Origin of the sequence: Actinokineospora spheciospongiae, from assembly GCF_000564855.1 — a bacterium.
Classification (GTDB): Bacteria; Actinomycetota; Actinomycetes; order Mycobacteriales; family Pseudonocardiaceae; genus Actinokineospora; species Actinokineospora spheciospongiae.
This window is the reverse complement of record NZ_AYXG01000104.1, coordinates 28,816-55,099: the sequence shown is the minus strand read 5'-3', so window position 1 is coordinate 55,099 and position 26,284 is coordinate 28,816. Positions and strand designations below refer to the sequence as shown.

Annotated in this window: 21 protein-coding genes; 19 read left to right on the top strand and 2 right to left on the bottom strand. The window is 72.4% G+C overall.

Annotated features, from left to right (window positions below):
* The 19 genes from UO65_RS15300 to UO65_RS34630 all read left to right on the top strand — a co-directional run.
* Nucleotides 1–2,212 (top strand): SDR family NAD(P)-dependent oxidoreductase (locus UO65_RS15300; RefSeq protein ID WP_152552105.1); only part of this gene is annotated, 2,212 nt, incomplete at its 5' end.
* A gap of 7 nt (nt 2,213–2,219) precedes the next feature.
* The gene (locus UO65_RS38610) at nt 2,220–5,240 is read left to right on the top strand and encodes an acyltransferase domain-containing protein (RefSeq protein WP_052021209.1); all 3,021 of its coding nucleotides are present in this window, start codon (nt 2,220–2,222) and stop codon (nt 5,238–5,240) included.
* Nucleotides 5,237–5,578 carry an acyl carrier protein gene (locus UO65_RS15290; RefSeq protein ID WP_052021208.1) on the top strand — a complete coding sequence of 114 codons (342 nt, stop codon included), beginning with the start codon at nt 5,237–5,239 and terminating at the stop codon, nt 5,576–5,578. Before UO65_RS38610 ends, UO65_RS15290 begins: the two co-directional genes overlap by 4 nt.
* A 1-nt stretch (nt 5,579) precedes the next feature.
* Entirely contained in the window at nt 5,580–6,383 is an 804-nt protein-coding gene (locus UO65_RS15285) for an alpha/beta fold hydrolase (RefSeq protein ID WP_035283081.1), read from the top strand.
* A complete protein-coding gene (locus UO65_RS15280; RefSeq protein WP_035283080.1) occupies nt 6,380–7,561 on the top strand; it encodes a glycosyltransferase in 1,182 nt (393 codons plus the stop codon). Before UO65_RS15285 ends, UO65_RS15280 begins: the two co-directional genes overlap by 4 nt.
* Nucleotides 7,562–7,789: 228 nt before the next feature.
* A complete protein-coding gene (locus UO65_RS15275) occupies nt 7,790–9,856 on the top strand; it encodes an AMP-binding protein (protein ID WP_233427589.1) in 2,067 nt (688 codons plus the stop codon).
* Nucleotides 9,853–10,194 (top strand): hypothetical protein, encoded by a 342-nt coding sequence (locus UO65_RS15270; protein WP_035283078.1) that lies wholly within the window; start codon nt 9,853–9,855, stop codon nt 10,192–10,194. The genes UO65_RS15275 and UO65_RS15270 overlap by 4 nt, the downstream gene beginning before the upstream one ends.
* A gap of 403 nt (nt 10,195–10,597) precedes the next feature.
* Nucleotides 10,598–11,866, top strand: coding sequence for a hypothetical protein (locus UO65_RS15265; RefSeq protein WP_035283077.1), 1,269 nt, complete (start codon nt 10,598–10,600; stop codon nt 11,864–11,866).
* Nucleotides 11,867–11,927: 61 nt separating this feature from the next.
* Nucleotides 11,928–13,178, top strand: coding sequence for an ABC transporter ATP-binding protein (locus UO65_RS15260; protein WP_052021207.1), 1,251 nt, complete (start codon nt 11,928–11,930; stop codon nt 13,176–13,178).
* Between the two features lie 62 nt (nt 13,179–13,240).
* Nucleotides 13,241–13,990 carry an MlaE family ABC transporter permease gene (locus tag UO65_RS15255; RefSeq protein WP_052021213.1) on the top strand — a complete coding sequence of 250 codons (750 nt, stop codon included), beginning with the start codon at nt 13,241–13,243 and terminating at the stop codon, nt 13,988–13,990.
* Nucleotide 13,991: 1 nt separating this feature from the next.
* Nucleotides 13,992–14,831, top strand: coding sequence for an MlaE family ABC transporter permease (locus UO65_RS15250; RefSeq protein ID WP_035283076.1), 840 nt, complete (start codon nt 13,992–13,994; stop codon nt 14,829–14,831).
* Entirely contained in the window at nt 14,828–16,069 is a 1,242-nt protein-coding gene (locus tag UO65_RS15245) for an MCE family protein (protein WP_233427588.1), read from the top strand. Before UO65_RS15250 ends, UO65_RS15245 begins: the two co-directional genes overlap by 4 nt.
* The gene (locus tag UO65_RS15240) at nt 16,066–17,085 is read left to right on the top strand and encodes an MCE family protein (protein ID WP_035283074.1); all 1,020 of its coding nucleotides are present in this window, start codon (nt 16,066–16,068) and stop codon (nt 17,083–17,085) included. The genes UO65_RS15245 and UO65_RS15240 overlap by 4 nt, the downstream gene beginning before the upstream one ends.
* Nucleotides 17,082–18,074, top strand: coding sequence for an MCE family protein (locus UO65_RS15235; protein ID WP_035283072.1), 993 nt, complete (start codon nt 17,082–17,084; stop codon nt 18,072–18,074). The genes UO65_RS15240 and UO65_RS15235 overlap by 4 nt, the downstream gene beginning before the upstream one ends.
* Nucleotides 18,074–19,087 carry an MCE family protein gene (locus tag UO65_RS15230; protein ID WP_035283070.1) on the top strand — a complete coding sequence of 338 codons (1,014 nt, stop codon included), beginning with the start codon at nt 18,074–18,076 and terminating at the stop codon, nt 19,085–19,087. Before UO65_RS15235 ends, UO65_RS15230 begins: the two co-directional genes overlap by 1 nt.
* Nucleotides 19,087–20,142 carry an MCE family protein gene (locus tag UO65_RS15225; protein WP_084175616.1) on the top strand — a complete coding sequence of 352 codons (1,056 nt, stop codon included), beginning with the start codon at nt 19,087–19,089 and terminating at the stop codon, nt 20,140–20,142. The genes UO65_RS15230 and UO65_RS15225 overlap by 1 nt, the downstream gene beginning before the upstream one ends.
* Nucleotides 20,142–21,371 carry an MCE family protein gene (locus UO65_RS15220; RefSeq protein ID WP_035283068.1) on the top strand — a complete coding sequence of 410 codons (1,230 nt, stop codon included), beginning with the start codon at nt 20,142–20,144 and terminating at the stop codon, nt 21,369–21,371. The genes UO65_RS15225 and UO65_RS15220 overlap by 1 nt, the downstream gene beginning before the upstream one ends.
* Before the next feature lie 15 nt (nt 21,372–21,386).
* Nucleotides 21,387–21,926, top strand: coding sequence for a hypothetical protein (locus UO65_RS15215; RefSeq protein ID WP_052021205.1), 540 nt, complete (start codon nt 21,387–21,389; stop codon nt 21,924–21,926).
* Nucleotides 21,927–21,953: 27 nt separating this feature from the next.
* Nucleotides 21,954–22,760 (top strand): nuclear transport factor 2 family protein, encoded by an 807-nt coding sequence (locus UO65_RS34630; protein WP_052021204.1) that lies wholly within the window; start codon nt 21,954–21,956, stop codon nt 22,758–22,760.
* A gap of 461 nt (nt 22,761–23,221) precedes the next feature.
* Here the strand turns inward: UO65_RS34630 and UO65_RS15205 are convergent, their stop codons facing one another.
* Both UO65_RS15205 and UO65_RS15200 read right to left on the bottom strand, forming a co-directional pair.
* On the bottom strand, nt 23,222–24,529 hold the full coding sequence (locus UO65_RS15205) for a PucR family transcriptional regulator (RefSeq protein ID WP_233427587.1): 1,308 nt from the start codon (nt 24,527–24,529) through the stop codon (nt 23,222–23,224).
* Between the two features lie 417 nt (nt 24,530–24,946).
* The gene (locus UO65_RS15200) at nt 24,947–26,131 is read right to left on the bottom strand and encodes a helix-turn-helix domain-containing protein (RefSeq protein ID WP_063935945.1); all 1,185 of its coding nucleotides are present in this window, start codon (nt 26,129–26,131) and stop codon (nt 24,947–24,949) included.
* Nucleotides 26,132–26,284: the final 153 nt, after the last annotated feature.

The following is a 26,284-nucleotide window of genomic DNA, read 5'->3' as shown; positions in this document are numbered from 1 at the left end:
GCTGGACCTGGAAGCCGACCTGAGCGTGGACTCGATCAAGCGCACGGAGATCGCGGGTGAACTGCGCTCCCGCCTCGGCGGCGGCGCGGACGTCGAGGACCTGGTGCGCGCCCGCACGGCGGGTGAGTTGGCGGCACTGCTCGCACCGGCCACCGTCGCGCCGGTGGGCGCCGCTGTGCCGCAGGGTGCCACCGGACTCGTGGGGAACGCGGCGCCCGCAGTGGACGCGCTGTCCACTGTGCTCGGCGTGATCGCGGAGCGGACCGGTTACCCGGTGGAGATGGTGGAGCCGGGGCTGGACCTGGAAGCCGACCTGAGCGTGGACTCGATCAAGCGCACGGAGATCGCCGGGGAGCTGGTGGCCCGGGTCGGTGGTTCGGTCGACGTGGAGGAGCTGGTGCGGGCGCGGACCGCCGCGGAGCTGGCCGCGCTGCTGGGCCCGCCGCCCGCCCCGGTCGCCGCGCCCGCCGCCCCGGTCGAGGACGCGCTGGGCTCGGTGCTCGGCGTGATCGCGGAGCGCACCGGTTATCCCGTCGAGATGGTCGAGCCGGGGCTGGACCTGGAAGCCGACCTGAGCGTCGACTCCATCAAGCGGACCGAGATCGCGGGCGAGCTGATCGCCCGGTTCGGCGGCTCGGCCGACATCGAGGAACTGGTGCGGGCGCGGACCGCGGCGGAACTCGCCGCGCTGCTCGCAGCCCCGCCCACCACCCAGGCACCCGCCGCGGTTCCCACCCCCGTCGCGGTGCGGGCACCCGAGGTGCCGGGGGAGGCGCCGGGGCGGTACGTGCTCGGGCTGGTCGACGCGGCCGGGGTGCCCTCCGACGACCCCGCGGCGCTGTTCGGCTGCTCCGTCCTCATCGCGGGCGGCACCCCGGAACTGGTCGAGGAACTGGCCGGGCAGCTCTCGGCGCGCGGGGCGCTGGCCGTGCCGCTGACCGGGTTCCCCGAGCTGGCCGAGTGGGTCGACCGGGTCGACGGGCTGGTCTGCCTGCCCACCGAGGAACCGCTGCTGCCCGCCGCGTTCACCATGTTCCGGTCCGTGCTCACCCGGCGGCCCCGCTGGCTCCTCGGCGTCGCCCACGGCGACCCGGCGCGCACCGCGGGGATGCGCGGGTTCTTCCGCACGCTGCGCCGGGAGTACCCGGACACCACGTCCCGGCTGGTGGAGTGGGACGGGCTGCCCGCCGACGCGGCCGGGGCGATCATCGGCGAACTGCTCACCCCCGGCGCCGAGCCGGTCGTGGTCGCGGGGGCGAGCAGGCTCGCCTTCGACCTGGTGCCCACCCCGCTGGGCGCGCTCGCCGCCACCGGCGCGGGCCCGGCCGGGACCGGCGACGCCGAGGCCGAGGCCATCGGCCTGACCCCGGACTCGGTGGTGCTGCTCGTCGGCGGCGCCCGCGGCATCACCGCCAGGGTGGCCACCGCCTTCGCCACGGCGGCGCGCTGCCGGATCGTGCTCGCGGGCCGCACCGGGCCGCCCACCGCGGCCGAGCACCCGGCCACCGCCGCCGCTGCCGACCTGGCCGGGCTGCGCGCCGCGCTCGCCGGGCTGGGCGGGCACAGCGGACCGGCCGCGGTCGACCGGGCCGCCCGCGACATCCTGGCCCGCCGCGAGGTGGCCGCCACCCTGGACGGCCTGCGCCGGGCGGGCGCCCAGGCCGACTTCCACACCCTCGACGTGCGCGACCCGGACGCGGTGCGCGGGCTGGTCAAGCAGCTCCACGCCGAGCACGGCCGCATCGACGGCGTCGTGCACGCGGCCGGGGTCATCGAGGACCGGCTCATCGCCGACAAGGACCCGGAGTCGTTCCACCGCGTCTACACCACCAAGGTCGACGGCCTCACCGCCCTGCTCGACGGCCTCGACGACGTCGGCGCCGCACCCCGGTTCGTGGTGTCCTTCGGCAGCATCGCCGCCGCCCTGGGCAACCGCGGCCAGGCCGACTACGCCGCCGCCAACGATGCCCTGGACACCCTGTCCTCGGCGTGGGCGCTGCGCACCGGCCACCGCGCCCTCACCGTCCACTGGGGACCGTGGGCGCCGGACGCCGAGCACGGCGGCATGGTCAGCGCCGAACTGGGCCGCTCCTACGCCGAGCGCGGCATCAAGCTCATCGCCCCCGCCGACGGCGTCGCCGCGCTGCTGGCGGAACTGGCCTGGGGTTCGCCGTCGGTCCGCTCGGTCGTCTACACGGCCTCGGGGTGGTGAGCCGGGCATGAGCACCGAGCACCTGCTCCTCGCCGCGCCCACCCCCGCGGCGCTGGTGGAGCTGCTCGACCGCCCGGGGGTGGAACTGCGGGCGAGCCGCCCCACCTCCGCCCCCGGCCCCCGGCTCGGCCTGCTCGACCCGACCGACGAACGGCTCGCGCTGGCCCGCAAGGTCGTGGCCAAGGGGCGGGAGTGGCGCGCCCGCAAGGACATCTGGTTCAGCCCGGCCCCGCTGCTGCCCGGCGGCGCGGGCATCGCCTTCCTCTACCCCGGCCTGGAGGCCGAGTTCGACCCCAGCGTCGACGACGTCGCCGACTGGCTGGGCGTGCCGCGCCCGGATCTGAGCACCGACACCCTGGGCAGGCACGGCGCCTCGGTCGTCGCCGTCGGCAGGCTGCTGGACGCGGCGCTGCGCAGGCTCGGCATCACCCCCGCCGCGGTCGCCGGGCACAGCGTGGGGGAGTGGACCGCCATGATCTGCGGCGGGCTGTTCTCCGGCGCCGACTTCGACGCCATGCTCACCCGCACCGACCTCGACGCGCTGCGCGTCCCCGGGGTCGAGTTCGCCGTCCTCGGCTGCCCCGCCGACCGCGCCGCCGAGGCGGTCGACGGGGTGGCGGGGGTGGTGGTCTCGCACGAGAACTCCACCAACCAGACCGTGGTGTGCGGGCCCGCCGAGGCGATCGCCGGGGTGGTGGAGGACCTGCGCGCCCGCTCGGTCATCTGCCAGGTCATGCCCTTCCGCTCCGGCTTCCACACCCCGATGCTCGCCCCCTACCTGGCGCCGTTCCGCGAGTCCGGGGTGCCCAGCCTGCGCGTGCACCCGGCGCACGTGCCGGTCTGGTCGGCCACCACCGCCCGCCCCTTCCCCGCCGACCCCGGCGCCACCCGCGAGCTGTGCGTGCGGCACCTGCTGGAGCCGGTGCGCTTCCGCGACCTGGTGCTCGACCTGCACGCGGAGGGCATCCGCGCCTTCGTGCAGGCCGGACCGGGGCAGCTCGGCTCGCTGGTGGACGACACCCTGCGCGAGCACGACCACCTCACCGTCGCCGCCAACGCCGCCCGCTCCACCGGGATGCGCCAACTGCGCCGCACCGCCCTGGCCCTCTGGGTCGAGGGCGCCGCCCCCGACTTCGCCGCCCTCGACCAGGCCCCCACCCGGATCGAGTCCGCCCAACGCCCGGCCGCCCAGACCTCGACCGGCACCGCCGCCACCTCGGCAGGCACCGCCGCCCTGGCCACCTCAACCATCCCGGCCTCCGCCACCACCACAACCACCCCAGCCTCAGCCTCAGCCACCCCGGCCTCCGCCACCACCACAACCACCGCAGCCTCAGCCACCCCGGCTGCCGCCCCCGCCTCAACCGGCACCCCGGCTTCCGCCGCGTCCGCCGCCCTGCCCACCGCTCCCGGTGCGGGCTTCGCAGCTCCCGGCGGGCGGTCCGCTCCCGCCGCCGCGCCCCCCGTCCCGGCGGTGGCGGGGGTCTCCGCGCTGGCGGACCTGCGGGCGCTGGCGGACCGCTACCCGGCGTTCGCCGAACTCGACGCGCTCGTGCGGGAGACCGCCGATTCGATCACCGCCGTCCTCGCCGCCGCCCACAGCACCGCCGCCCCGCGCAGCACCGCACCGCACGCCGCCGCACCCACCGCCCACCCGGCCGCCGCGGTGCCCGAGCCGGTGCTGGAGACCAGCCTGACCGTGTCCACCCGGGACATGCCGTACCTGCTGGACCACTGCTTCGCCCACCAGCGCCCCGGCTGGACCGACGAGACCGACCGCCGCCCGGTCATGCCCGCCACCACCGTGCTCTGGCACATGGTGCGCGCCGCCGAGGCCGCCGCGCCCGGCCGCGTGGTCACCGGGGTGGAGGGGCTGCGGCTGCACCAGTGGCTCGTCGCCGCCCCCGCGCACACCCTCACCATCACCGTCCGCCCGATGGGCACCGACCGGCTCCAGGTCCGCGTGGGGCAGTACGCCGACGCCCTGGTCCTCCTCGGCGACGAGTACGCCCCCGGCCCGCTGCCGTGGGAGCCCGCCCCCGACGAGCGCCCGCCCGCGCTGACCGCCGCCCGCCTCTACGACGAGCGCTGGCTGTTCCACGGTCCGGCCTACCAGGGCATCACCCGCACGGTGGGCATGTCCGAGACCTCCGCCCGCGCCGAGCTGACCGCTCCCGCCGCGCCGGGGGCGCTGCTGGACAACGCGGGTCAGCTCATCGGCCAGTGGCTGGTGGAGTGCCACCCGCGCCGCTGGATCGCCTTCCCGGTGTCGGTGCGCCGCATCCGCTTCCACGCCCCGGAACCCGTTGCCGGTTCCACTGTGGACTGCGCGCTGCGGCTGGTGTCGGTCGACGACCGGGAGGCGACGGTCGACCTGCGGCTCAGCGCGGGCGGGCGGACCGTCGTCGACATCGAGGGGTGGGTCGACCACCGCTTCGACAGCGACCCCGACATCAGCGCCGTGCACCGCTTCCCCGAGACCAGCACGCTCTCGCGGCGGCACGACGGCGGCTGGTGGCGCGCCGACGAGCGGTGGGCGTCGCTGGCCTCCCGCGAGTTCTACCTGCGCAAGTACCTGGGCGCCGCCGAGCGCGCCGAGTACGAGCGCTGCCCCCCGCGCGAGCGCCGCGAGTGGCTGCTGGGCCGGATCGTGCTCAAGGACGCCGTGCGCGGCAGGCTGTGGGACACCGGCTTCGGGCCGCTGTTCCCCGCCGAGGTCGAGATCGCCACCGGCGCCGACGGCGGGCTCGTCGCCCGCGGCAGGCAGGGGCTGGAGCTGCCCGCCCTGGACCTGGCCGTGGCGACCTGCCGGGAGCTGGGCGTCGCCGTGGTCGCCGACCCCGGCACCCGGCCGGTGGTCGCCGTGGTCGAGGTGACCGGCGACCCCGCCACCGCCGAGGCGGCCGCCCTGGCCCGGGCCGGGCGGGGAACCGCCACCACCGAGATCGTCGGCAGCCCGCCCGGGCTGCCGGACCGCAGGTACGCCGTGGCGCACACGGCCCGACCGAACCCGAGGGAGCAGCAGTGACCCAGTTCCGCACGCCGGTCAGCCGGGAGACCCGCACCGAGATCCTTGCCGTGATCACCGACGTCCTGGAGAAGGTGCTCGACCAGTACGGCCTGGACGACTCCGAGATCACCGAGGACACCACCTTCCACGACGACCTCGGGCTGGAGAGCATCGACCTGGTGGCGGTCGGGCAGATGCTGGCCGAGCACTACGGCGAGCAGGTCAACCTGGCCGCCTTCCTGGCCGAGAAGGACCTCGACGACGTCATCGGCATCACCGTCGGCGACCTGGTGTCCTTCGTGGAGTCCAGCACCTCGGAATCCAGCACCGCCGGGTCCGACACCGCGGGGCACTGACATGGCCATGATCGAGGTCAACGGCGTCCGCACGCACTACCAGCGGATGCCCGCGAAGAACGCGGGCGCGTCGACCCCGCCGACCGTGGTGTTCGTGCACGGCCTCGGCTACGACAGCCTGGCCAGCTTCTACCTGACCCTCGCCGCCCCGCTGGCCGAGGCGGGCATGGACGTGTTCACCTACGACCTGCGTGCCCACGGCCGCTCCGAGCGTCCGGCCACCGGCTACACCCTCGACGACTTCGTCGACGACCTGGCCGAACTGCTCGACCGGACCGGGGTCGCCGGGCCGGTGCACCTGGTCGGCAACAGCTTCGGCGGCACCATCGCCTTCAGCTTCGCCGCCCGCCACCCCGATCGGGTGGCCGGGATCGTGTCCATCGAGGCCGAGCCCGCCACCGGCGACTGGTCGGCGAAGATGGCGCGCACCCTGCGCAACACCGTGGCCGCGATGGACGACGAGGACAACCTGCGCTGGCTGGCGGAGACCTTCGGCGCCCACCACGCCCGGCTGGCCAAGGGCGCGGCGGCGATGATCCGGGCCACCAGCATCGTCGAGGACGTGCCCTCGGGCCCGCTGCTCGACGCCGAGGGCCTGGCCGCCATCCGCTGCCCGGTGCTGTCGATCCTGGGCAGCGACGGGTTCCAGAGCGACGACCTGGCCGCGGTGGGGCGGCTGCTGCCGGACTGCCGCACCGAGGTCATCGCCGGGCAGAACCACTCGGTGCTCGTCGAGCGGCACCGCACGGTCCGCGAGCTGGTGCTCGACTGGGTCGACTCGCTGCACGAGCGGGCGGCCGCGTGAGCCGTCTCCTCCTGGTCGTGCCGCCGTTCACCGGCCACGTCAGCCCCCTGGTGGGGGTGGCGGCCGAGCTGGGCGCGCGCGGCCACGAGGTCGTCTGGGCCGGGGACCCCGACCTGCTGCGCCGGATGCTGCCCGACAGCGCTGTCGTGCGGCCCTGCCGGTCCCACCCGGACGTGCCCAGGCCCGCGGCCTCGGGCTTCGCCGCGTTCAAGCACCTGTGGGACCACGTCTTCGTGCCGCTGACCGAGGCGATGGCCCCCGGCGTGGAGCGCGCGATCGCCGACACCGCCCCGGACCTGGTGGTCGCCGACCAGCAGGCCTTCGCCGGGGCGTTCGCCGCCGAGCGCGCGGGCCTGCCCTGGGTGACCTCGGCGAGCACCTCCGCGGAGTTGACCGACCCGCTGGCGCTGGTGCCCGCGGTGGCCGAGCGGGTGGCCGGGCAGCTTGCCGACCTGCGCGCCCGCTTCGGCGACCCGGCCGCCACCACCGACCCCCGCTTCTCCCCGCTGCTGCTGCTGGCCTTCACCAGCCCCGCGCTCGCGGGCCCGGTGGGCAACCCCGGCGGCGGCGCGATCACCTTCGCCGGGCAGGTGCCCCGGCCGGACGTCCCCGCCCCCGACTTCCCCTGGGACCGCCTCGACGACCGCCCGCTGGTGCTGGTCAGCCTGGGCACCGTCAGCGCGGACGCGGGGGACCGGTTCCTGCGCGAGTGCGCCGCCGCCCTGGCCGAGCGCCCGGGCCTGCAGGCCGTCGTGGTCGACCCCGGTGGCGCGCTGGCCGACCCGCCGCCGAACGTGCTGGCGCTGCCGCACGTGCCGCAGCAGGCCGTGCTCGACCGGGCCGCCGCCACCGGCGGGGCGGTGCTCTGCCACGGCGGGCACAACACCGTGTGCGAGGCGCTGGCCCGTGGGCTGCCGCTGGTGGTGGCCCCGATCCGCGACGACCAGCCGGTGGTCGCCGAGCAGGTCGTGGCGACCGGGTCCGGGGTGCGGGTGCGATTCGCGCGCGCGGGGGCCGGGCACCTCGGAAAAGCACTCGACGGGATTCTCGCGGAACCTCGATACCGTGCCAACGCACAAGCGGTCGCCGAGTCGCTGCGGGCGGCGGGCGGAGCGCGCACGGCCGCCGACGCGTTGCTCCGTACGGCCCACACCCCGGCCTCCGGCACCCCGGCATAGCCGCAGGTCGCCGCCGCGAACCCAGTCGCGGTCCAAGATCGGCGAACTGTCCACCGGGTACAAAAACCCCCGCTGATTGTGCGTTCACCGAGTACTTTTCCCGTAGCTGCGCGCGCGCCCTTGACCCGGGGTTAATTCGGGTGATTCATTCGGTGAACCGAGGTGCGATCGGACCGCGGACGCGAGGCGAGGACGGTTGTGATGGCTGCCGACTGCGTGGTTTTCGACATGACGGTGGACCACTCCCGGTCCGCCCTCTGGGAGGTGCTCGGCGAGCCGGACCGCTACCCCCGGTTCTTCCGCGGCATCAGCAGCTGCGACAAGCTCGCCACCGACGAGTACGGCGCGCCGGACGAGTACGCGCTGCGCGCCTGCCTCGGCGACTTCGCCGTCATCGAGCACCGGCTGCGCACCGTGATCAACCGCCGCGACGAGCAGTTGGTGCTCGCGGGCGTGCCGGACACCGGCGGCTGGGTCTCGCTGCGGCTGTCCGACGCGGGCACCGGCCGCACCCAGGTCAAGATCGTGTTCTTCAAGCCGATGCTGCGCCACGAGCGCGGCGCCACCTGGTCGGAGTCGGAGATCCGCACCTGGGCCCGCGACGGCCTGCGCCGGGTCTGCGACTTCCTGGCCAGGGTGCCCGACGCGCGCGCCGACCGGCACCGCGAGCCCGGCGGCACCAAGCTGCACGTGGCCAAGACCCTGGTCGGCGCGGGCATCTTCTCCCCGGCCCGCCCCGACCGCACGGTCCGGCAGTTGCACGCCCTGTTCAAGTGGGGCGCCACCCTGGCGGGCGGCTACTGCGCCGCCTCGGCCCGCTCGCCGAAGTCGCTGGCCGTCGGCGACGAGGAGGGCGAGCTGACCTTCGCCGAGGTCGACGCGCGCAGCACCCGGCTCGCGCACGGCCTGGCCGAGCTGGGCGCCGGGACGGGCAAGAAGGTCGGCGTGCTCTGCCGCAACCACCGCTACCTGGTGCAGACCCTGGTGGCGCTGGGCAAGCTCGGCGCGGACGCCGTCCTGCTCAACACCGGCCTGGCCGGGTCGCAGATCGACGACATGGTGCGCAGGCACACCGTGGCCGCCCTCGTCGCCGACGACGAGTTCGTCCCGCTGCTGCGCTACCTGCCCCAGGACGTGCCGCTGATCGGCACCGGGCGGCCCACTGAGGACACCGACACCACCATCGACGAGCTGATCGACGAGGGCGCCACCACCACCCTGCCCGCCCCCGCGGAGCCGGGCAGGCTGATCGTGCTCACCTCGGGCACCACCGGCACCCCCAAGGGCGCCCGCAGGCCCACCCCGGGCCTGGCCGACTCCGCCCAGGTGCTCTCCCGCATCCCGCTGCGCGCGGGCGACCGCATCTTCGTGGCCGCGCCGATCTTCCACAGTTGGGGCCTGACCGCGCTGCAGATCGCCATGCCGCTGCGCGCCGGGCTGGTGGTGCAGCGCCGCTTCGACGCCGAGGGCACCCTGCGCGCCATCGCCGAGTCGAAGTGCACCGCGCTGTTCGCCGTGCCGATCATGCTCCAGCGCATCCTGAACCTGCCGCGCGAGGTCAAGGCCCGCTACGACACCTCCTCGCTGCGCATCGTCGCCTCCAGCGGCTCGGCCCTGCCCCGCCAGCTCGTCACCGGCTTCATGGACGAGTTCGGCGACGTGCTCTACAACTTCTACGGCTCCACCGAGGTCTCCTCGGCGACCGTGGCCGGGCCCGCCGACCTGCGCGCCGCGCCCACCACCGCGGGCCGCCCGCCGCAGGGCACCCGGATCGGGCTGCTCGGCCCGGACGGCGACCCGGTGCCGCCCGGGGTCGTCGGGCGCATCTTCGTCGGCAACGACATGCTCTTCGACGGCTACACCGACGGGCAGGGCCGCGAGATCCGGCACGACCTGATGGACACCGGCGACCGCGGCTACTTCGACGCCGACGGGCGCCTGTTCGTCTCCGGCCGCGACGACGAGATGATCGTCTCCGGCGGCGAGAACGTCTTCCCGCGCCCGGTGGAGGAGGTCCTGGTCGACCTGCCGCAGGTCGACGAGGCCGCGGTGGTCGGCGTCCCGGACAGCGAGTACGGGCAGCGCCTGGTGGCCTACGTGGTGGTGCGCCCCGGCGCCCGGCTCGACGAGGACTCCATCCGCGCCTACGTCCACCAGCGGCTGGCCCGGTTCTCGGTGCCGCGCGAGGTCATCTTCGTCGACGAACTGCCGCGCAACCAGACCGGCAAGGTGCTCAAGCGGGTCCTGACCGACGGTGACCTCTTCGAGCACGCGGGCGACGGCGACGCCGCGTGAGCGCCGGGTGGTGGACCGTCACCGCCGTCGTCCCGCTCCTGTCCGGCGCTGTCGGAGCCCGCTGCCTGCTGCGGTGGCGGGCCCGCCGGGCGCGCGCCCGGTTCCGGCTCGTGCTCGACGAGGTGACCCTGGAGATCTCCGCGCTGGCCGACGAACTGGCCTCGGTCCCGCGCCGCTGCAACGGCATCGTCGCCGAGCAGCGCCGCCGCTCCGCCCTGGCCTACGCCGAGGCGGCCCGCCTGCTCGACGCCGCCCGCCACCCGCTGGACCTGACCGAGGCGTGCGCCCTCATCCGCGACAGCCGCGACGATCTGCGAATGGTCCGCGAAGGCGCCTAGCGACCCCCACCGGAGCAATGACCGGAAATTCCGCCGACCCGCGTTCGGCCGAACAAAGCAGACGGCAAAGCACTGCGAAAAGGCATCGATCCGATTTATGACCACCCGGGCCCCAGGTTCACCCGACGGTGACAAGTTTGCCCTGACGGATGCTCAACTCCGGACAACTCGGTGGCCCGAACGTGTTTATCCGCTGGTAGAGGTGTTAGATGATGTTGCCAGTGGACCACAAACCACCCCTGCCGACCTGCGCCGGGGGTGACAACAACAGAAGCGTTACCGGCCGGTATGGAAAGCGCTGTTGTCACGGTGGTGACACGCTGGTAACGTCCGAGCCCGTGCTCGCGGCGTGTCCTTCACGTCATTTTGCCCGTATATTCATCGGCAGGTGAGTGGTCATCTCATGAACGTTTCCGAGACGCGCAAGCGGCGTCGCCTCGCGGTGAAGTCCGCCCTGGCCGCGGTCGTCCTCGGCGCAGCGGGCGGCGGCATCTACTACAGCACCAGCGCGGCGACGGCGGGTGAGACCCCGGTCGGCGCCGCCTTCGGCTGCGTGCTCCCCGGCGGCGACAGGGTCGACGTCCCGATCGAGTTCGGCGTCGGCATCCCGAACACCGCCACGGCGGGCACCCAGGTGACGGCCAAGCCCAGCGCGAAGATCGTCCTCCCGGCGACCGCGGTGGACAAGCTCCGCGCGGGCGGCGAGACCGCCCTGGACGCCAGCCTCACCCCGGCGATGACCCTGGTCGAGGGCACCACCAGGACCGAGCTCAAGGCCACCCCGCTCGCGGTGAAGGCCATGACGCTCCCGGCCCAGGGCGACCTCAACCTCACCCTGGAGGGCGCACCGGTCGCGTTCACCCCCAAGGCGGCGGGCACCGCCCAGGTCGAGCTGACCGGCCTCACGGCGCAGATGCTCGTCGGCACCACCGAGATCACCTGCACCGCCACCACCGACTCCGGCGCGCTGGGCACCTTCGACGTGACGGCCGCCGCCCCCGCACCCGCCGCGCCCCCGGCACAGGCCCAAGCCCTCCCGGACCCCGGCGTCGGCACCCTGGCCGACCCGGAACCCCTGCGGGTCAACTTCGAGGTCACCGTCGTGGCCAAGCCGCCGAAGTTGCAGGGCGCGCAGATCACCCTGCGCGGCACCCTGAAGACCTTGCTGCCCATCACGCTCCCGGTACCGCCAGACGGCAACGACATGACCGGCGAACTGCTCTTGGACCCGGCGAAGAACACCTACCTGGTCGTCTTCCGGTTCATGCCGGTCTTCAACGACATCTACGCCACCGAGGGCACTGTCAGCGGCAAGGTCAAGGTGATCCTGGGCGCCTCGCCCGTCGGCGAAACCAACGGTGTGTCCCGGGTCAAGCTGCGGGTGGACAACGTGTGGCAGGGCGGCACCGCCTCCGGCACCGGTGTGCACCTGATGGACCCGGGCGTCGACTGCCACACCGCAGGTCCGATGGAGGTGCCGATCACCGGGAACATCGGGCTCGGGCAGGGTGTGGAGACCGACATCAAGAGCACCGCCACGGTCCCCCCGTTCACCGGCTGCCGGGGCAAGACCGGTGAGGACCTCAGCAGGCTGTTCAGTGGTCTGGTCTCCGGTCCGGGGACCGAGGTGCTCATCCACCTCAAGTCGCTGTGCATCGGCTGCCCCAAGTAGGCGGGGCCACCCGGGCCACCCGGGCAGAATCACCAACAAGCTTGTTTCCACAGGAGGTGTGATGGGTGTCGAGGTCGCCGTCGAGGGCCTGAGCAAGTCGTTCGGCAAGCAGGCCATCTGGCGGGACGTCACGCTCACGCTGCCCTCCGGTGAGGTCAGCGTGCTGCTCGGGCCGTCCGGTACCGGCAAGTCGGTGTTCCTCAAGTGCCTGATCGGGCTGCTCAAGCCGGAGAAGGGCCGCGTGGTCATCAACGGGGTCGACCTGTGCTCCTGCCCGGAGCGCGACCTCTACGAGATCCGCAAGCTGTTCGGCGTGCTGTTCCAGGACGGTGCGCTGTTCGGGTCGATGAACATCTTCGACAACGTCGCCTTCCCGCTGCGCGAGCACACGCGCAAGAGCGAGAAGGAGGTCCGCGACATCGTCATGTCGAAGATCGACATGGTGGGCATGCTCGGTGCGGAGGGCAAGCTGCCGGGGGAGATCTCCGGTGGTATGCGCAAGCGCGCCGGGCTGGCGCGGGCGTTGGTGCTCGACCCGCAGATCATCCTGTGCGACGAGCCGGACTCCGGTCTCGACCCGGTCCGCACCGCGTACCTGTCGCAGTTGCTGATCGACCTGAACGCGCAGATCGACGCGACGATCCTCATCGTCACGCACAACATCAACGTGGCCCGCACCGTCCCGGACAACCTGGGGATGCTGTTCCGCAAGGAACTGGTGATGTTCGGGCCCCGCGAGGTGCTGCTGACCAGCGAGGAGCCGGTCGTCGAGCAGTTCCTCAACGGTCGCCGCATCGGTCCCATCGGCATGTCCGAGGAGAAGGACCAGGCGCAGATGGCCCAGGAGCAGGCGCACCTGGACGCCGGGCACAGCGACGGCTCGTTGGAGGAGGACATGCGCGGGGTCGTCCCGCAGCTCGAGCCGACCCCGGGGCTGCCGCCGCGCGACGCCGCCCGGCGCCGCCGCCAGCGGGTCATGCAGATCCTGCACACGCTGCCCGAGTCCGCCCAGCACGGCATCCTGGCCAGCCTCAGCCGCGACGACTACGACCGCTACCAGGAGTGGCGCCGCCGCACCACCGGCATGGCGATGCCCTCGGGCCCGGGCACCACCGGCACGGCCACCGCCACCCGGGAGCAGACCCGGGTCAGCCAGGAGTTGCCCACCCGGCCCGCGGCGGGTGCCCAGCCCACCCAGCAGATCCCGCGCCCGGTCGCCCAGTCGCGCCCGCCCGCCCCGCAGCAGCCACAGCAGTCCCCGCCCATGCGCCCGCGGCCCCGCCCGTGGCGCCGCGAGGAGGGGGACCAGTGAGCACCCGCACGTCCCGCAAGACCTCCCCGCTGGCCCCGGTCGCGGCCAAGGCCACGGGGGCCATGCGCGAGTTCGGCAACATCTTCGCCATGGCGCTCGACGTCATCGTGCAGATGTTCAAGCGGCCCTTCCAGGCCAAGGAGTTCATCCAGCAGTTCTGGTTCATCGCCAGCGTCTCGATCATGCCCGCCGCCCTGGTCGCCATCCCGTTCGGCGCGGTCATCACCCTGCAGTTGGGGTCGCTGACCGCGCAGATCGGCGCCGACTCGTTCAACGGCGCGGCCAGCGTGCTCGCGGTCATCCAGCAGGCCAGCCCGATCGTGACCACGCTGGTGGTCGCCGGTGCCGGTGGCTCGGCGATCTGCGCGGACCTGGGCTCGCGGACCATCCGCGAGGAGATCGACGCGATGATGGTGCTCGGCGTCTCCCCGATCCAGCGCCTGGTGGTGCCCCGCGTGCTCGCCGCCATGGGCGTGGCCGCGCTGCTCAACGGCATGGTCTCGGTCGTCGGCGTGTGCGGCGGCTACTTCTTCAACGTGGTCGTGCAGGGCGGCACCCCCGGTGCCTTCCTCTCCAGCTTCTCGGCCCTGGCGCAGCTCTCGGACCTGTGGGTCGGCACGCTCAAGGCCGTGATCTTCGGTTTCCTCGCCGGCCTGGTGGCCTCCTACCGGGGGTTGAACCCCAAGGGCGGCCCGAAGGGCGTCGGCGACGTGGTGAACCAGTCCGTGGTCATCACCTTCCTCCTGCTGTTCCTGGTGAACCTGGTGATCTCCGTGGTCTACCTGCAGCTCGTCCCCGCGAAGGGAGCGTGACGTGGTAACGCTCCGCGGCAAGGGCCGGGTGTCCTTCCAGCGCCCGTTCAACGCGCTGGAACGGCTCGGCGACCAGCTCGTGTTCTACGCCCGCGCGCTGGCCTGGATTCCGTTCGCGCTCACCCGCTACCTGCGGGAGATCATCCGGCTGCTGGCCGAGGTGAGCTTCGGCTCCGGCGCGCTGGCGGTCATCGGCGGCACCATCGGCGTCATGGTCGGCCTGTCGGTCTTCACCGGCACGGTCGTCGGCCTGCAGGGCTTCGCGGCGCTGAACCAGATCGGCACCTCGGCGTTCGCGGGCTTCCTCTCGGCGTACTTCAACACCCGCGAGATCGCCCCGCTGGCCGCCAGCCTGGCGCTGTCGTCCACGGTCGGCTCCGGCTTCACCGCCCAGCTCGGCGCCATGCGGATCTCCGAGGAGATCGACGCGCTGGAGGTCATGGCGATCCGGTCGATGCCGTACCTGGTGACCTCGCGGATCATCGCCGGGTTCGTGGCGATCATCCCGCTGTACACGATCGGCCTGCTGACGTCGTACCTGGCGGCGCGGACGATCACCGTCAGCGTCTACGGGCAGTCGGCGGGCACCTACGACCACTACTTCTCGCTGTTCCTCCCCCCGGAGGACGTGGTGTGGTCGTTCGTCAAGGTGCTGATCTTCAGCGTGGCGATCATCCTGACGCACTGCTTCTACGGCTACCGCGCCAGCGGCGGCCCGGCGGGCGTGGGTGTCGCGGTCGGCCGCTCCGTGCGGACCTCGATCGTGATCATCAGCGTCCTGGACTTCTTCCTCAGCCTCGCGATCTGGGGCGCGACGACGACGGTGCGGGTGGCCGGGTGAACACGCGACTGCGCAACCAGACGATGGGTGTCTTCTTCCTCGTCATCATCCTGCTGCTGGGCTGGCTGGCGATCGCCATCTACGACAAGGCGTTCGTCAGCTCCACCCGGGTCGTGCTGCACGCCGACCGGGTGGGCAACCAGCTCAAGGAGAACGCCGACGTCAAGGTCCGCGGCATGATCGTGGGCACCGTCGACTCGATCGTCACCGACGGCGACGGGGTGGCGATCGAGCTGGCGCTGGAGCCGGACAAGCTGCAGCTCCTGCCCAGCAACGTCACCGCCCGGCTGCTGCCCAAGACCCTCTTCGGCCAGCGGTACGTGGCCCTGGTGGTCCCGGAGAGCCCGGCGCGCCCGCTGCGCGAGGGCGACGCGATCAACCAGGACACCTCCGAGCGCTCGGTCGAGCTGGAGAAGGCGCTGCGCGACCTGCTGCCGGTACTGCAGGCGGTGCAGCCGCAGAAGCTGAACTCCACCCTCGGCGCGCTGTCGCAGGCGCTGGAGGGCCGGGGCAAGACCCTGGGCGAGACCATGGTCTCGCTCAACAAGTACCTCGCCGAGCTGAACCCGCAGATGCCGCAGATCCAGGCGGACATCACCAAGTTCGCCGACACCGTCGGGGTCTACGAGAAGGCGGCACCGGACATCATCGACGCCCTCGACGAGCTGACCACGACGAGCAAGACGATCGCCGAGCAGAAGGACCAGCTCACCAACCTGTTCGGTTCGCTCACCACCGCGTCGAACGACCTGGGCGAGTTCGTCCGGGGCAACGCGAACACGCTGATCGGGCTGGCGGACAGCAGCAGGCCCACGCTGGAGCTGCTGGCCAGGTACTCCCCGGAGTTCCCCTGCCTGGCGCAGGCGGTCGTCAACGTCAAGCCGGACGTGGAGCGGGCGCTCGGCGTCGGCACCAACGAGCCGGGCATGCACGTCAACCTGGTCGTCAAGCAGTCGCGGGGCGCCTACGTCCCCGGCCGCGACCGCCCGGCCTTCACCGCCAAGAGCGGCCCCCGCTGCTACCCCGGCGGGCTCTCCGGGGGCGCGACCCCCGCGGTGGCGATGGACACGGCGAGCGGCACCGACGGGCTGGGCACCGTCAACTCGGCGGAGGAGAGCCAGTTCATCAACGAGCTGATCGCCCCCACCACCGACAACCTGGCACCGGCCGACCTCGCGGACTGGAGCAGCCTGCTGGTCGGACCCCTGCTGCGCGGAGCTGAGGTGAACCTGTCATGAAGTCCGTGACCGGACCGCTGGTCAAGGGCCTGATCTTCACGGTGGTCACGCTGGTGGCCACGATCGTGCTCGGCGTGACGATCGCCAACAAGGGCAGCGGCGACACCATCAGCTACTCGGCGAAGTTCACCGACGTCACCTCGCTCAACACCGGCGACGACATCCGCATGTCGGGTGTGCGCGTCGGGCAGGTCGAGGACATCGAGGTGGTGGACCGCAAGTTCAGCCAGGTGGAGTTCAGCGTGGACCGCCGCTGGGCGCTGTCGCCCACGGCCATCGCCACGGTGAAGTTCCGCAACCTGATCGGCCAGCGCTACATCTCCATCGACCAGGGCACCGGTTCCGGCACGCTGCCGGAGGACTCGGTCATCCCGCTGGACCGCACCCGGCCCGCGCTGGACCTGACCGCGATGTTCAACGGGTTCAAGCCGCTGTTCCAGGCGCTCTCGCCCGAGGACGTCAACAAGCTGTCGCTGGAGGTCGTGCAGGTCCTGCAGGGCGAGGGCGGCACGGTGGACAACCTGCTGACCCACGTCGCCTCGCTGACCACCACGCTGGCGCAGAAGGACGACGTCATCGGTCGGGTGATCACGAACCTGAACACCGTGCTCGGGCAGGTCAACTCCCAGGGCGACCAGCTCTCGTCGCTGCTGCTGACCACCCAGCAGTTGGTGTCCGGCCTGGCCAAGGACGCCAAGCCGATCGGCGACGCGATCTCCAGCATCGCCGAGCTGACCACCAGCACCTCGGACCTGCTCGCGCAGGGCCGGGAGCCGCTCAAGCGCGACATCGACGCCCTCGGGCAGCTTTCGAACACGCTGGCGAACAACACCCCGCAGTTCGAGTCCTTCCTCAAGAACCTGCCGATCAAGTACGAGGCCATCGGCCGGATGGCCTCCTACGGGTCCTGGCTCAACTTCTACCTGTGCTCGGCCACCACCGACGTCGACCCCGCACCCGGTCAGGGTCCCGGCGACATCGGCCTGCCGAACACCGCTGCGAGGTGCCGGTCGTGAAACCGTTCCGCGAACGCAACACCGTCAAGGTCGGCCTCGTCGGCATCGCGTTGATGGCGCTGGTGGGTCTGCTGATCTTCTCCTGGGACTCGCTGCCGATCATCGGCGGCCGGGAGTACACCGCGCACTTCAAGGAGGCCGCGGGGCTCAAGCCCGACGACGAGGTCCGGGTGGCCGGGGTCAAGGTCGGCAAGGTGACCGCGGTCGAGCTGGAGAACACCTACGTCAAGGTGACCTTCCGGGCGCGCGGGGTGTGGCTGGGTGACCAGACCGTCGCCGCCATCAAGATCAAGACCCTGCTGGGCCAGAAGAACCTGGCGCTGGACCCGGTGGGCACCGAGGAACTCGACCCGGACAACCCGATCCCGAGCGAGCGCACGATCACCCCCTACGACGTGAACGACGCGTTCGCCGACCTGGCCAAGACCTCCGGCGAGATCGACACCGACCGGCTGGCGGAGAGCTTCAAGACCCTGGCGCAGACCTTCTCGGCCTCCACCCCGGAGACCGTCAAGAGCGCCCTGGACGGCCTCTCGTCGCTGTCGAAGACGATCTCCTCCCGGGACCAGGACCTCAAGCAGCTCCTGGAGAGCTCCAGCGGGGTCAGCAAGACCATCGCCGACCGCTCCGACCAGTTCACCGCGCTGATCAACGACGGCAACACGCTGCTCGGCGAATTCGACCGCCGCCGCCAGGCCATCCACGACCTGCTGGTCGGCACCCGCGACCTGTCCCGCCAGCTCCAGGGCCTGGTCGCCGACAACCAGCAGCAGATCGGCCCCGCCCTGGAACAGCTCAACCGGGTCACCGACGTGCTCCAGCGCAACCAGGACAACCTGGACAAGGCGCTGCGCCTGGCGGGCCCGTTCTACCGGCTCATCGGAAACGCCGTCGGCAACGGCCGCTGGCTCGACAGCTACATCTGCGGCCTGATCCCGTCCACGGACGGTTCGGCGGGCTGCGTGCCACCCAAGGCAGGAGGACGCTGATGGCCGCCACGAAGACCCGCTACAAGCTGATCCGCGCGATCGCCATCGGCGCGGCGGCGGTCCTGCTGGTCGCCGCGGGCACCTGGGCGCTGCTCAACGCGGGCAAGACCAAGTCGGTGACGGCGTACTTCACCGCCGCGGTCGGCCTCTACACCGACTCCGACGTGCGCGCGCTCGGCGTCAAGATCGGCTCGGTGGACACCGTGGAGCCGCAGGGCCCCAACGTCAAGGTCACCATGACCATCGACGCCGACGCCCCGATCCCGCAGGGCGCCAACGCGCTGATCGTCACCCCCAGCCTGGTCGCCGACCGGTACGTGCAGCTCAGCCCGGTCGACACCAACGGCCCCCGGCTGGCCGACGACACCACGATCCCGCTGGAGCGCACCGTCGTCCCGGTCGAGATCGACCAGCTCTTCTCCAGCCTCAACGACGTGACCACCGCCCTGGGCCCGGAGGGGTCCAACAAGGACGGCGCGCTCAGCGACCTGCTCAAGACCGGCGCCACCTACCTCGAGGGCAACGGCGCGGAGTTCGGCCAGACCGTGCGCGACCTCGGCGACCTTGCCCGCACCCTGGGCAACTCCCAGGACGACCTGTTCGCCACCGTCGACGGGCTGCAGAAGTTCACCACCACGCTGGCGCAGAGCGACGGCCAGGTCCGCCAGCTCGACGACCTGCTGTCGTCGGTGTCGAAGAACCTCGCCGACGAGCGCGGCAACTTCGACGAGGCGCTGCGCGAACTGGCCTCCGCGCTGGGCACGGTGCAGGGCTTCATCAAGGACAACCGCGGCCTGATCAAGACCAACGTGGACAAGCTGGCGGGCACCACCGCGCTGCTCTCGCAGCAGCGGGCCTCGCTGTCGGAGGCGCTGGACGCCACGCCGCTGGCGCTGAGCAACCTGCTCAACGCCTACGACCCGAACACCCGCACGCTCGACGGCCGGGGCAACCTCAACGAGTTCTCGTTGCTGCCGCTGCCCGCCACGGCCAACGCGCAGGGAGGCAACTGATGCGCACCCGGCTGTTCCCCGGGCTCCGCGCCGCTGTGGCGGCGGGGCTGGGGATGACCGTGCTCGCGGGCTGCGGCGGCGGTCTCTACGACGTCGACCTCCCCGGCGGCGCCGACGTCGGCGACCGCCCCTACCACGTCACCGCCGACTTCAAGGACGTGCTGGACCTGGTCCCGCAGTCCGGGGTCAAGGTCAACGACGTGGCCATCGGCAAGGTCGAGGCGATCGAGCTGTCCCCCGACGGCCGCAGCGCGCGGGTCAGCATGGTCGTCAACGGCTCGGTCAAGCTCGCGGGCACCGCGGTGGCCCGGCTGCGCCAGTCCAGCGTGCTGGGCGAGAAGTTCGTCGAGCTGGCCGACCCGAGCGACGACGCCAAGCAGGGCACCCTCGCCGACGGCGCCAACATCCCGCTGGAGCGCACCAACCGCAACCCGGAGATCGAGGAGGTGTTCGGCGCGCTGTCGATGCTGCTCAACGGCGGCGGCGTCGGGCAGATCCAGTTGATCACCAAGGAGCTGAACGCGGCGCTGGGCGGCAACTCCCAGGACATCAAGGCGCTGCTGACCAACCTCAACACCTTCGCCGGTGGCCTGGACGCGCACCGCGCCGAGATCACCAGGGCCCTCGACGGCCTGGACCGGCTCTCCGGCTCGCTCGGGCAGCGCAAGGACCAGATCGCCCAGCTCCTGGAGGGCCTCGGCCCGGGCATCGAGGTGCTCTCGCAGCAGCGCGAGCAGTTCGTCACCATGCTCAAGTCGCTGGACTCGCTGTCGTCGACCGCCGTGGGGGTGGTCAACGCCAGCAAGGACGACCTGGTGGCCGACCTCAAGGCCCTGGAGCCGACGCTGCGCAAGCTCAACGAGGCCGGGCAGAACCTGCCGCAGGCCATGGAACTGCTGTTCACGTTCCCGTTCCCGGACTCGGCGTTGAACGCGATCAAGGGCGACTACCTGAACGTGTACCTGAACTTCGACTCGAAGTCGAGGGGGGCCGCCCCCGCCTCGGCCCCGCTGTCGCTGCCCTCGGCGGACCAGGCCCCGGAGGGGAACGGCTGATGATCACCCGACGGGTACGAGTCCAGATCACCGTCTTCGTGCTGATCGCCCTGGCGGGCATCAGCTACGTCGGCGCCAAGTACGCGGGCCTGGACACCATGTTCGGCGCCGCGGGCTACATCGTGAAGGTGCGCCTGCCCGACTCCGGCGGCATCTTCACCAACGCCGAGGTCACCTACCGCGGCGTCGGCATCGGCCGGGTCGACGAGCTGCACCTGGTCAACGACGGCGTCGAGGTCGACCTGCGCATCCGCGACGACGCCCCGCAGGTCCCCGCCGACGTCGAGGCCGTGGTCGCCAACCGCTCCGCGGTCGGCGAGCAGTACCTCGACCTGCGCCCCCGCCGCGACGGCCAGCCCTACCTGACCGAGGGCTCGGTCATCTCCAAGGACGCGACCTCGCTGCCGCTGCCGAACGAGACCGTCCTGCTCAACCTGGACAAGCTGGTCGAGTCGGTGCCGGAGGACGAGCTGCGCACCGTCGTCGACGAGCTGTACCTGGCCACCCAGGGCACCGGCCCCAGCCTGCAGGTCCTGCTGGACTCGGCGAGCAGCTTCACCCAGTTGGCCACCGAGCACCTGCCGCAGACCCTGCAGCTCATCACCGACGCGGGCACCGTGCTGACCACCCAGGTGGAGTCGCAGCAGGCGATCCAGGACTTCGGCGTCAACGCCAAGGTCATCGCCGAGCAGCTCAGCAAGTCCGACGGCGACATCCGCACCATCCTGGCCAACGCCCCGGCGGCGGCCGAGCAGATCTCCGGCCTGCTGCGCGAGAGCGGCAAGAGCCTCGGCGGCGTGTTCGCCAACCTGCTGACCACCTCGAACGTGCTGGTCACCCGGCAGGCGGGCCTGGAGCAGCTGCTGGTGGTGGCCCCGCAGGCCATCGCCGCGGCCCGCGACGTCATCACCCCCAACGGCGCCAACTTCGGCCTGTCGGCGACCTTCTTCGACCCCATGCCCTGCACCCAGGGCTACGAGGGCACCCGCTACCGCAACGGCCTCGACACCTCCGGGGCGCCGCTGAACACCAACGCGCGCTGCGTGCTCGCCCCGGGCAGCGGTAACGTGCGGGGGTCGCAGAACGCGCCCAACGGTGGCGTCCCCCCGGCGGTCAAGCCCGCGGACTTCGGTCCCGGGGGTGAGCTGCCGGAGCAGGACAACAACGCCCCCGGGGGGACCGACAACATGCGCAGCTCGCTCGACGAGCTGCTCGCGCTGACCCCGTAGGAGCTGGAGCACCGGATGAGCGAGACCGACGAGGACACCCGCACCAGGCGAGCGGGCGGGCCGTTGCGGGTGGCCTCGGTGGTGCTGCTGGTGCTGGCCGTGGTGTTCGCCTGCGTCTCGGGTGTGCGGCTGCTCGGCGCCGACGACGTCCGCGCCGCCGACGCCACCGCCCGGGACGAGGCGCTGCGCGCGGCCAAGTCGATCGTGGGCCAGTTCAACACCTTCGACTACCGCAACGCCCCGGCGGCCATGGACGGCTGGCTGGCCCAGTCCACCGGCGACCTGCACGACCTGCTGGAGACCGAGAAGGACGTGACGGTCAAGAACCTGGCCGCCGGGCGCACGGTGACCCGGGGCGAGGTCGTCGACGCCGCGCTGACCGAACTCGACGCCGACCGGGGCGCCGCGGGCTTCATCGCCTCGGTGCTCACGGCGGTGACCCCGGAGGGCGGCGCCGAGTCGTCCAAGCGCATCCGGATGCAGGGCACGCTGACCAGGACCGATCAGGGGTGGCTGCTCTCGTCGCTCGACCTGGTCAAGATCCAGACGGCCTGACCGGGCGAAGGCAGAGGAGCAGATCCCATGAGCAGCACCGGACGCCGCGACGCCTCCACCCGGGGCCGCACGCCCAGGGTGGCGGGCCGCCGGGTGGCGGGCAGGCCCACGAGCCGACCGCGCCCCGCCCCGCACGTCGACCCGGCCCCCGGTGAGGCTCCCGACACCCCCGACACCGTCGGCGTCGAGGAGGTCGACGAGACCTCCGCGGCCGGGTACGCCACGCCGGACGAGCCGGACGCGGACGAGGCTCCCGAGGCCGACCCCGGCGACCTGGACGACCGGGACGGCCCGGACGACCCCGACGACGCGGACGACGTGGGCACCCCCGCCTTCTCCACCCGGCTGTCGGTCGTCCTGCTGGTCGCGGCCCTGCTGGTCGCCGCGGGCGGCCTGTTCCTGTGGCTGCGCGCCGAGCGGATCGACGACGCGGCGGGCAACAACGTCGCCGTGGTCGACGCCGGGCAGACCGTGGCCGTCACCACGGCCGTGCGCGAGGCGCTGGAGCAGGTCTTCTCCTACCGCTACGACAACACCGCCCTGACCGAGGCCGCGGCCAAGACCGTCCTCGTCGGCAAGGCGTCGAGCCAGTACGAGGAGCTGTTCAAGAAGGTCCGGGAACTGGCACCCGCGCAGAAGCTGGTGCACAAGTCCAAGGTGGTCCTGTCCGGGGTGTCCCAGCTCGACGGGGACCACGCCACCATGCTCGTGTTCATGGACCAGACCTCCACCCGCGGCGACAACGGCGAGGCGACCGTGGGCGGCGCGCAACTGGCCGTCGGCGCGCAGCGGGTGGACGGGGTATGGCGGATTTCCTCGATCGACCCGTACTAGCGGGCTTGGGAACGCCGCGGTCGTGACAATTCCGGCGACCGGTCCACTCGGCAACCGGTGAATTACCGCCCGGCTATTGTCCAGTAATTGACGAAATGGGTAAAGTCGACCCTGTCCGGCGAAACTCACTCGTTCGGGCGGACGGTTCACACAAATGCGCTGCCGAGTGGAATGGCTCCGCACCCCGGGTGGGTGCGGGTGCCGCCACCCGGAGTTCGCGGGCAACGGTGCCCGCACCCGCGTGATGCCCCGGTGGTGGTTCAGGCCCCGGCTGCTGTTGGGCGAGCATCCGCCCGGGAGGGCAGGCGCCCGCACCGCGCCTGCCCTCCCGTGTGCCCGGCCCCGGTCCACCGCCGCGGCGCGGCGGCGGACCACCGAAGCTCCGACAGCACCACGAACCCCCTCGCGCAGTCAAAGGCCCCCGGTACAGACACCGGGGGCCTTCGCGGTTCTGCCGGGCGCTAGCGGGTCAGCTCGACCCCGCGCAGGGTGCGCCGCGCCCGCAGCGCCACCTCGATGTCGAAGCGCCGGTCCGGGTCGTCCAGCGAGGCCCCGAACAGCCGCTCGAGCTGCCGCAGGCGGTAGCGGACGGTCTGCGGGTGCACGTCGAGGAGCTGGGCGATCTCCGGGGCGCTGCGCCGGGTCTCCAGCCAGATCAGCAGCGTCTCGCTGAGCTTGTCGCGCTGCTTGCCGGTCAGCTCGGCCATCGGGGCCAGCGCCCGCTCGGAGATCTCCTGCACCAGGAACGGGTCGTTGAGCAGCCACAGCACCGACATGTGCCGCTCGAACCAGGTGACCTCGGTGTCGGGCAGCGCGCCCTGCCCGACCAGCACCAGCGTCCGCCGGGCCCAGCGCAGCGACTCGGCCGCCTCGGTGACCGGCACCGTGGGGCCCACCGCGGCCCGCCAGCCGGGCAGCTCCTCGGGCAGCTTGTGCAGCAGGTCGCGGTGCTCCTCGGCGAGGACCAGGCACGGCTCGCTGCCCTCCAGGTCCACCAGCACCCGGCCGTCCATGTTGGCCCCGGGCAGCTCGGAGTGCTCGTCGCGCAGTTCCAGGGCGACGGTGACGATCCGCTCCGGCACCGGCCAGCGGGCCGCCTCGGCCAGCCTGGTCAGCGCCTGCGGGGTGGCCGCGGCGGGGGAGAGGATGACCTCCAGCAGTTGCCTGCGCCGCCGCTCCAGGGCGCCCATCTCCCTGGCGCGCACGGAGGCGTGGCCCTCCACCGACAGCGCCGAGAGCTCGTCGATGTAGGCGAAGATGGCCTCGGCGAGCAGGCACAGCGTCGCCGTGGGCACCCCGGCCCGGTCGCCGACCTGCGCGATCCGCCGCCAGGCGACGCGCGCGCCGATGCGGTACGCGGTTTGGAGCACGTCGAGGATCGGGCCGTCGTAGAAGTCGTGCAGGCCCATGTCCCGGAAAAGCTGCGCCCGGTCGTCCTGCGGTGCCGCCGGGTCGGCCAGCCGGTCGATGAACTGCATCACCGCCTGCTGGATGCCCTCGGTCACGGTCTTGCCGAACGGGCCGTCCATGCGCCTGCTGAACGCCGGGATGGCCCGGCTGAGCTCGCTGCGGATCTCCTCGGTCAGGTCCTGCACGCCCGGCCGGAACAGCGGCGCCAGGTCCGACGGCAGCAACGACCACAGGTCGATCGAGGTGACGTCCTGGTCGTCGCGGTCGGTCGCCGTGCTCGCCGGGGACAGCAGGGAGTCGAAGGCGATCCGCAGCGGGAACTCGGCGAGCCCGTCCGGTTCGTCCCGCTGCTCTGACACGGTCGCCTCCTCGGGGCGTGGCAATCCCGACCGCGTCGGTGGGATTGCCGCCTGCAATAGGGCACGAATAGTGCGCCGACGCTTGTCTGGTATCAGCGCCGCACGTCCTGGAATCTACATCGCCACAGCGTTCGCCGGAACTTTTTCCACATTTATTCTGGAATGTGGCGGGCCGCGCGCGGAACTTTGTCATCACGCCACAGTCGGGGTGTGCGCTTCTGCGGCGCAGCGGAGCAGAATCAGGTACTGAGCGGTACTTGAAGGTCGCCCGCCCCGGTCCCGCCGCCCCCCGACCGTGGCGGGGCGTGCTCCCGCACCGCACGCGCCGACGGCCGGCCCCGCGGGTGCGGGACCGGCCGTCGGCGGTGGGGATTCGGAGGGACGCCCCGACCCGGTGGAGGAGCGCCCCGGTGGGGTCTAGCTGGCCCGTGCGGGCACCTCCCGGCGCTCCGGGCGGCCCGCCTCGGGGGCGCGGTCGGTGGGCCACAGCAGCCGGTGGGCGCGCAGCGCGATCTCCAGGTCCAAGCGGGAGTCGGGGTCGGCGAGCTGGTCGCCGAACAGCTTCTCCACCTGGCGCATGCGGTAGCGCACGGTCTGCGGGTGGATCGCCAACCGCTCGGCGATCTCGGGGGCGCTGCCGCGGGTCTCCAGCCACGCCAGCAGCGTCTCCGCGGTGCGGGCGCGCTGCTTGACCGTCAGGTCCTGCAACGGGGCCAGCGTGCGCTTGAGCAGCTCGCGCACCAGGAACTCGTCGGCCAGCAGCCACAGCGTCGAGAGGTGGTCGCGGCACCAGGTGACCGGGCCGTCGTCGATGATGCCGCGGTGCACCAGGCTCATCGCCCGCCGCGCCCAGCGCAGCGAGGTGGCCGCCTCGCGCAGCGACACCATCGGGCCGATCACCGCCCGGCGCCCGCGAAGCTGCTCGCGCAGCCCGCGGAGCTGCCGCTGCGGGTCGGACATGACCAGGCACGGCATGTCGCCGTCGAAGTCGGTCAGCACGTCCTCGTGCAGGCCGGGGCCGGTCAGCTCGTCGCCGCCGCCGTCCGCGGCGGGCTCGATGACCACCACGGCCACCTGGTCGGGCACCCGCCAGCGCGCGGTGGCCGCCAGCTTGGTGATGGTCGCCATGGAGGCGGGGGGCTCGGAGAGGATCAGCTCGACCAGCCTGCGCCTGCACCGCTCGATCACGCCGACCGACTGCGCCTGCGCGGCGGTGTAGCCCTCGATCGACAGCGTGGAGATCTCGTCGACGTAGGCGAAGATCGCCTCGGCGGCCACGGTCAGCATCGCCGTGGGCAGCCGCTGCTGCTGGCCCCAGGCCGCCAGGTGCCGCCAGGCGACCCGGCCGCCGACCCGGTAGGCGGTCTGCAGGCAGTCCAGGCTGCGGCCCTCGCCGAACTCCACCCGGCCGAGCTGGCGGAAGACGTTGGCCCAGTTCTCGTCCGGGGTGCCGCCGATGCCGATGGTGTCCATGATGCGCAGCACCGACTGCTCCACCCCGGCGACCATGATGGCGCCGAAGTGGCCCTCCAGGGGCTGGGCGTAGGCGGGCACCGCGCGCTGGATCTCGCGGATCATGTCCTGGGTGAGCTGCCCGACCATGGGTCGGAACCGCGCCACCAACTCCCGGGGCAGGCTGGCCCACAGTGCGGTCGCACGGTCGTCCTGGACCGACAGGCGCCCACCCGCCCCGGCCGGTGCCGGAACCGCGGGGTGGCTTCCTTTGCGTTGGTCCTTCCGGATGGTCGAGGGTGC

What these genes read in the sequence shown, in the direction of transcription:
- UO65_RS38610 (WP_052021209.1), top strand. Translation starts at nt 2,220, where the DNA reads ATGAGCACCGAGCACCTGCTCCTCGCCGCGCCCACCCCCGCGGCGCTG.
- UO65_RS15285 (WP_035283081.1), top strand. Translation starts at nt 5,580, where the DNA reads ATGGCCATGATCGAGGTCAACGGCGTCCGCACGCACTACCAGCGGATG.
- UO65_RS15275 (WP_233427589.1), top strand. Translation starts at nt 7,790, where the DNA reads ATGACGGTGGACCACTCCCGGTCCGCCCTCTGGGAGGTGCTCGGCGAG.
- UO65_RS15265 (WP_035283077.1), top strand. Translation starts at nt 10,598, where the DNA reads ATGAACGTTTCCGAGACGCGCAAGCGGCGTCGCCTCGCGGTGAAGTCC.
- UO65_RS15260 (WP_052021207.1), top strand. Translation starts at nt 11,928, where the DNA reads ATGGGTGTCGAGGTCGCCGTCGAGGGCCTGAGCAAGTCGTTCGGCAAG.
- UO65_RS15255 (WP_052021213.1), top strand. Translation starts at nt 13,241, where the DNA reads ATGCGCGAGTTCGGCAACATCTTCGCCATGGCGCTCGACGTCATCGTG.
- UO65_RS15240 (WP_035283074.1), top strand. Translation starts at nt 16,066, where the DNA reads ATGAAGTCCGTGACCGGACCGCTGGTCAAGGGCCTGATCTTCACGGTG.
- UO65_RS15230 (WP_035283070.1), top strand. Translation starts at nt 18,074, where the DNA reads ATGGCCGCCACGAAGACCCGCTACAAGCTGATCCGCGCGATCGCCATC.
- UO65_RS15225 (WP_084175616.1), top strand. Translation starts at nt 19,087, where the DNA reads ATGCGCACCCGGCTGTTCCCCGGGCTCCGCGCCGCTGTGGCGGCGGGG.
- UO65_RS15220 (WP_035283068.1), top strand. Translation starts at nt 20,142, where the DNA reads ATGATCACCCGACGGGTACGAGTCCAGATCACCGTCTTCGTGCTGATC.
- UO65_RS15215 (WP_052021205.1), top strand. Translation starts at nt 21,387, where the DNA reads ATGAGCGAGACCGACGAGGACACCCGCACCAGGCGAGCGGGCGGGCCG.
- UO65_RS34630 (WP_052021204.1), top strand. Translation starts at nt 21,954, where the DNA reads ATGAGCAGCACCGGACGCCGCGACGCCTCCACCCGGGGCCGCACGCCC.
- UO65_RS15200 (WP_063935945.1), bottom strand. Translation starts at nt 26,131, where the DNA reads ATGGTCGGGCAGCTCACCCAGGACATGATCCGCGAGATCCAGCGCGCG.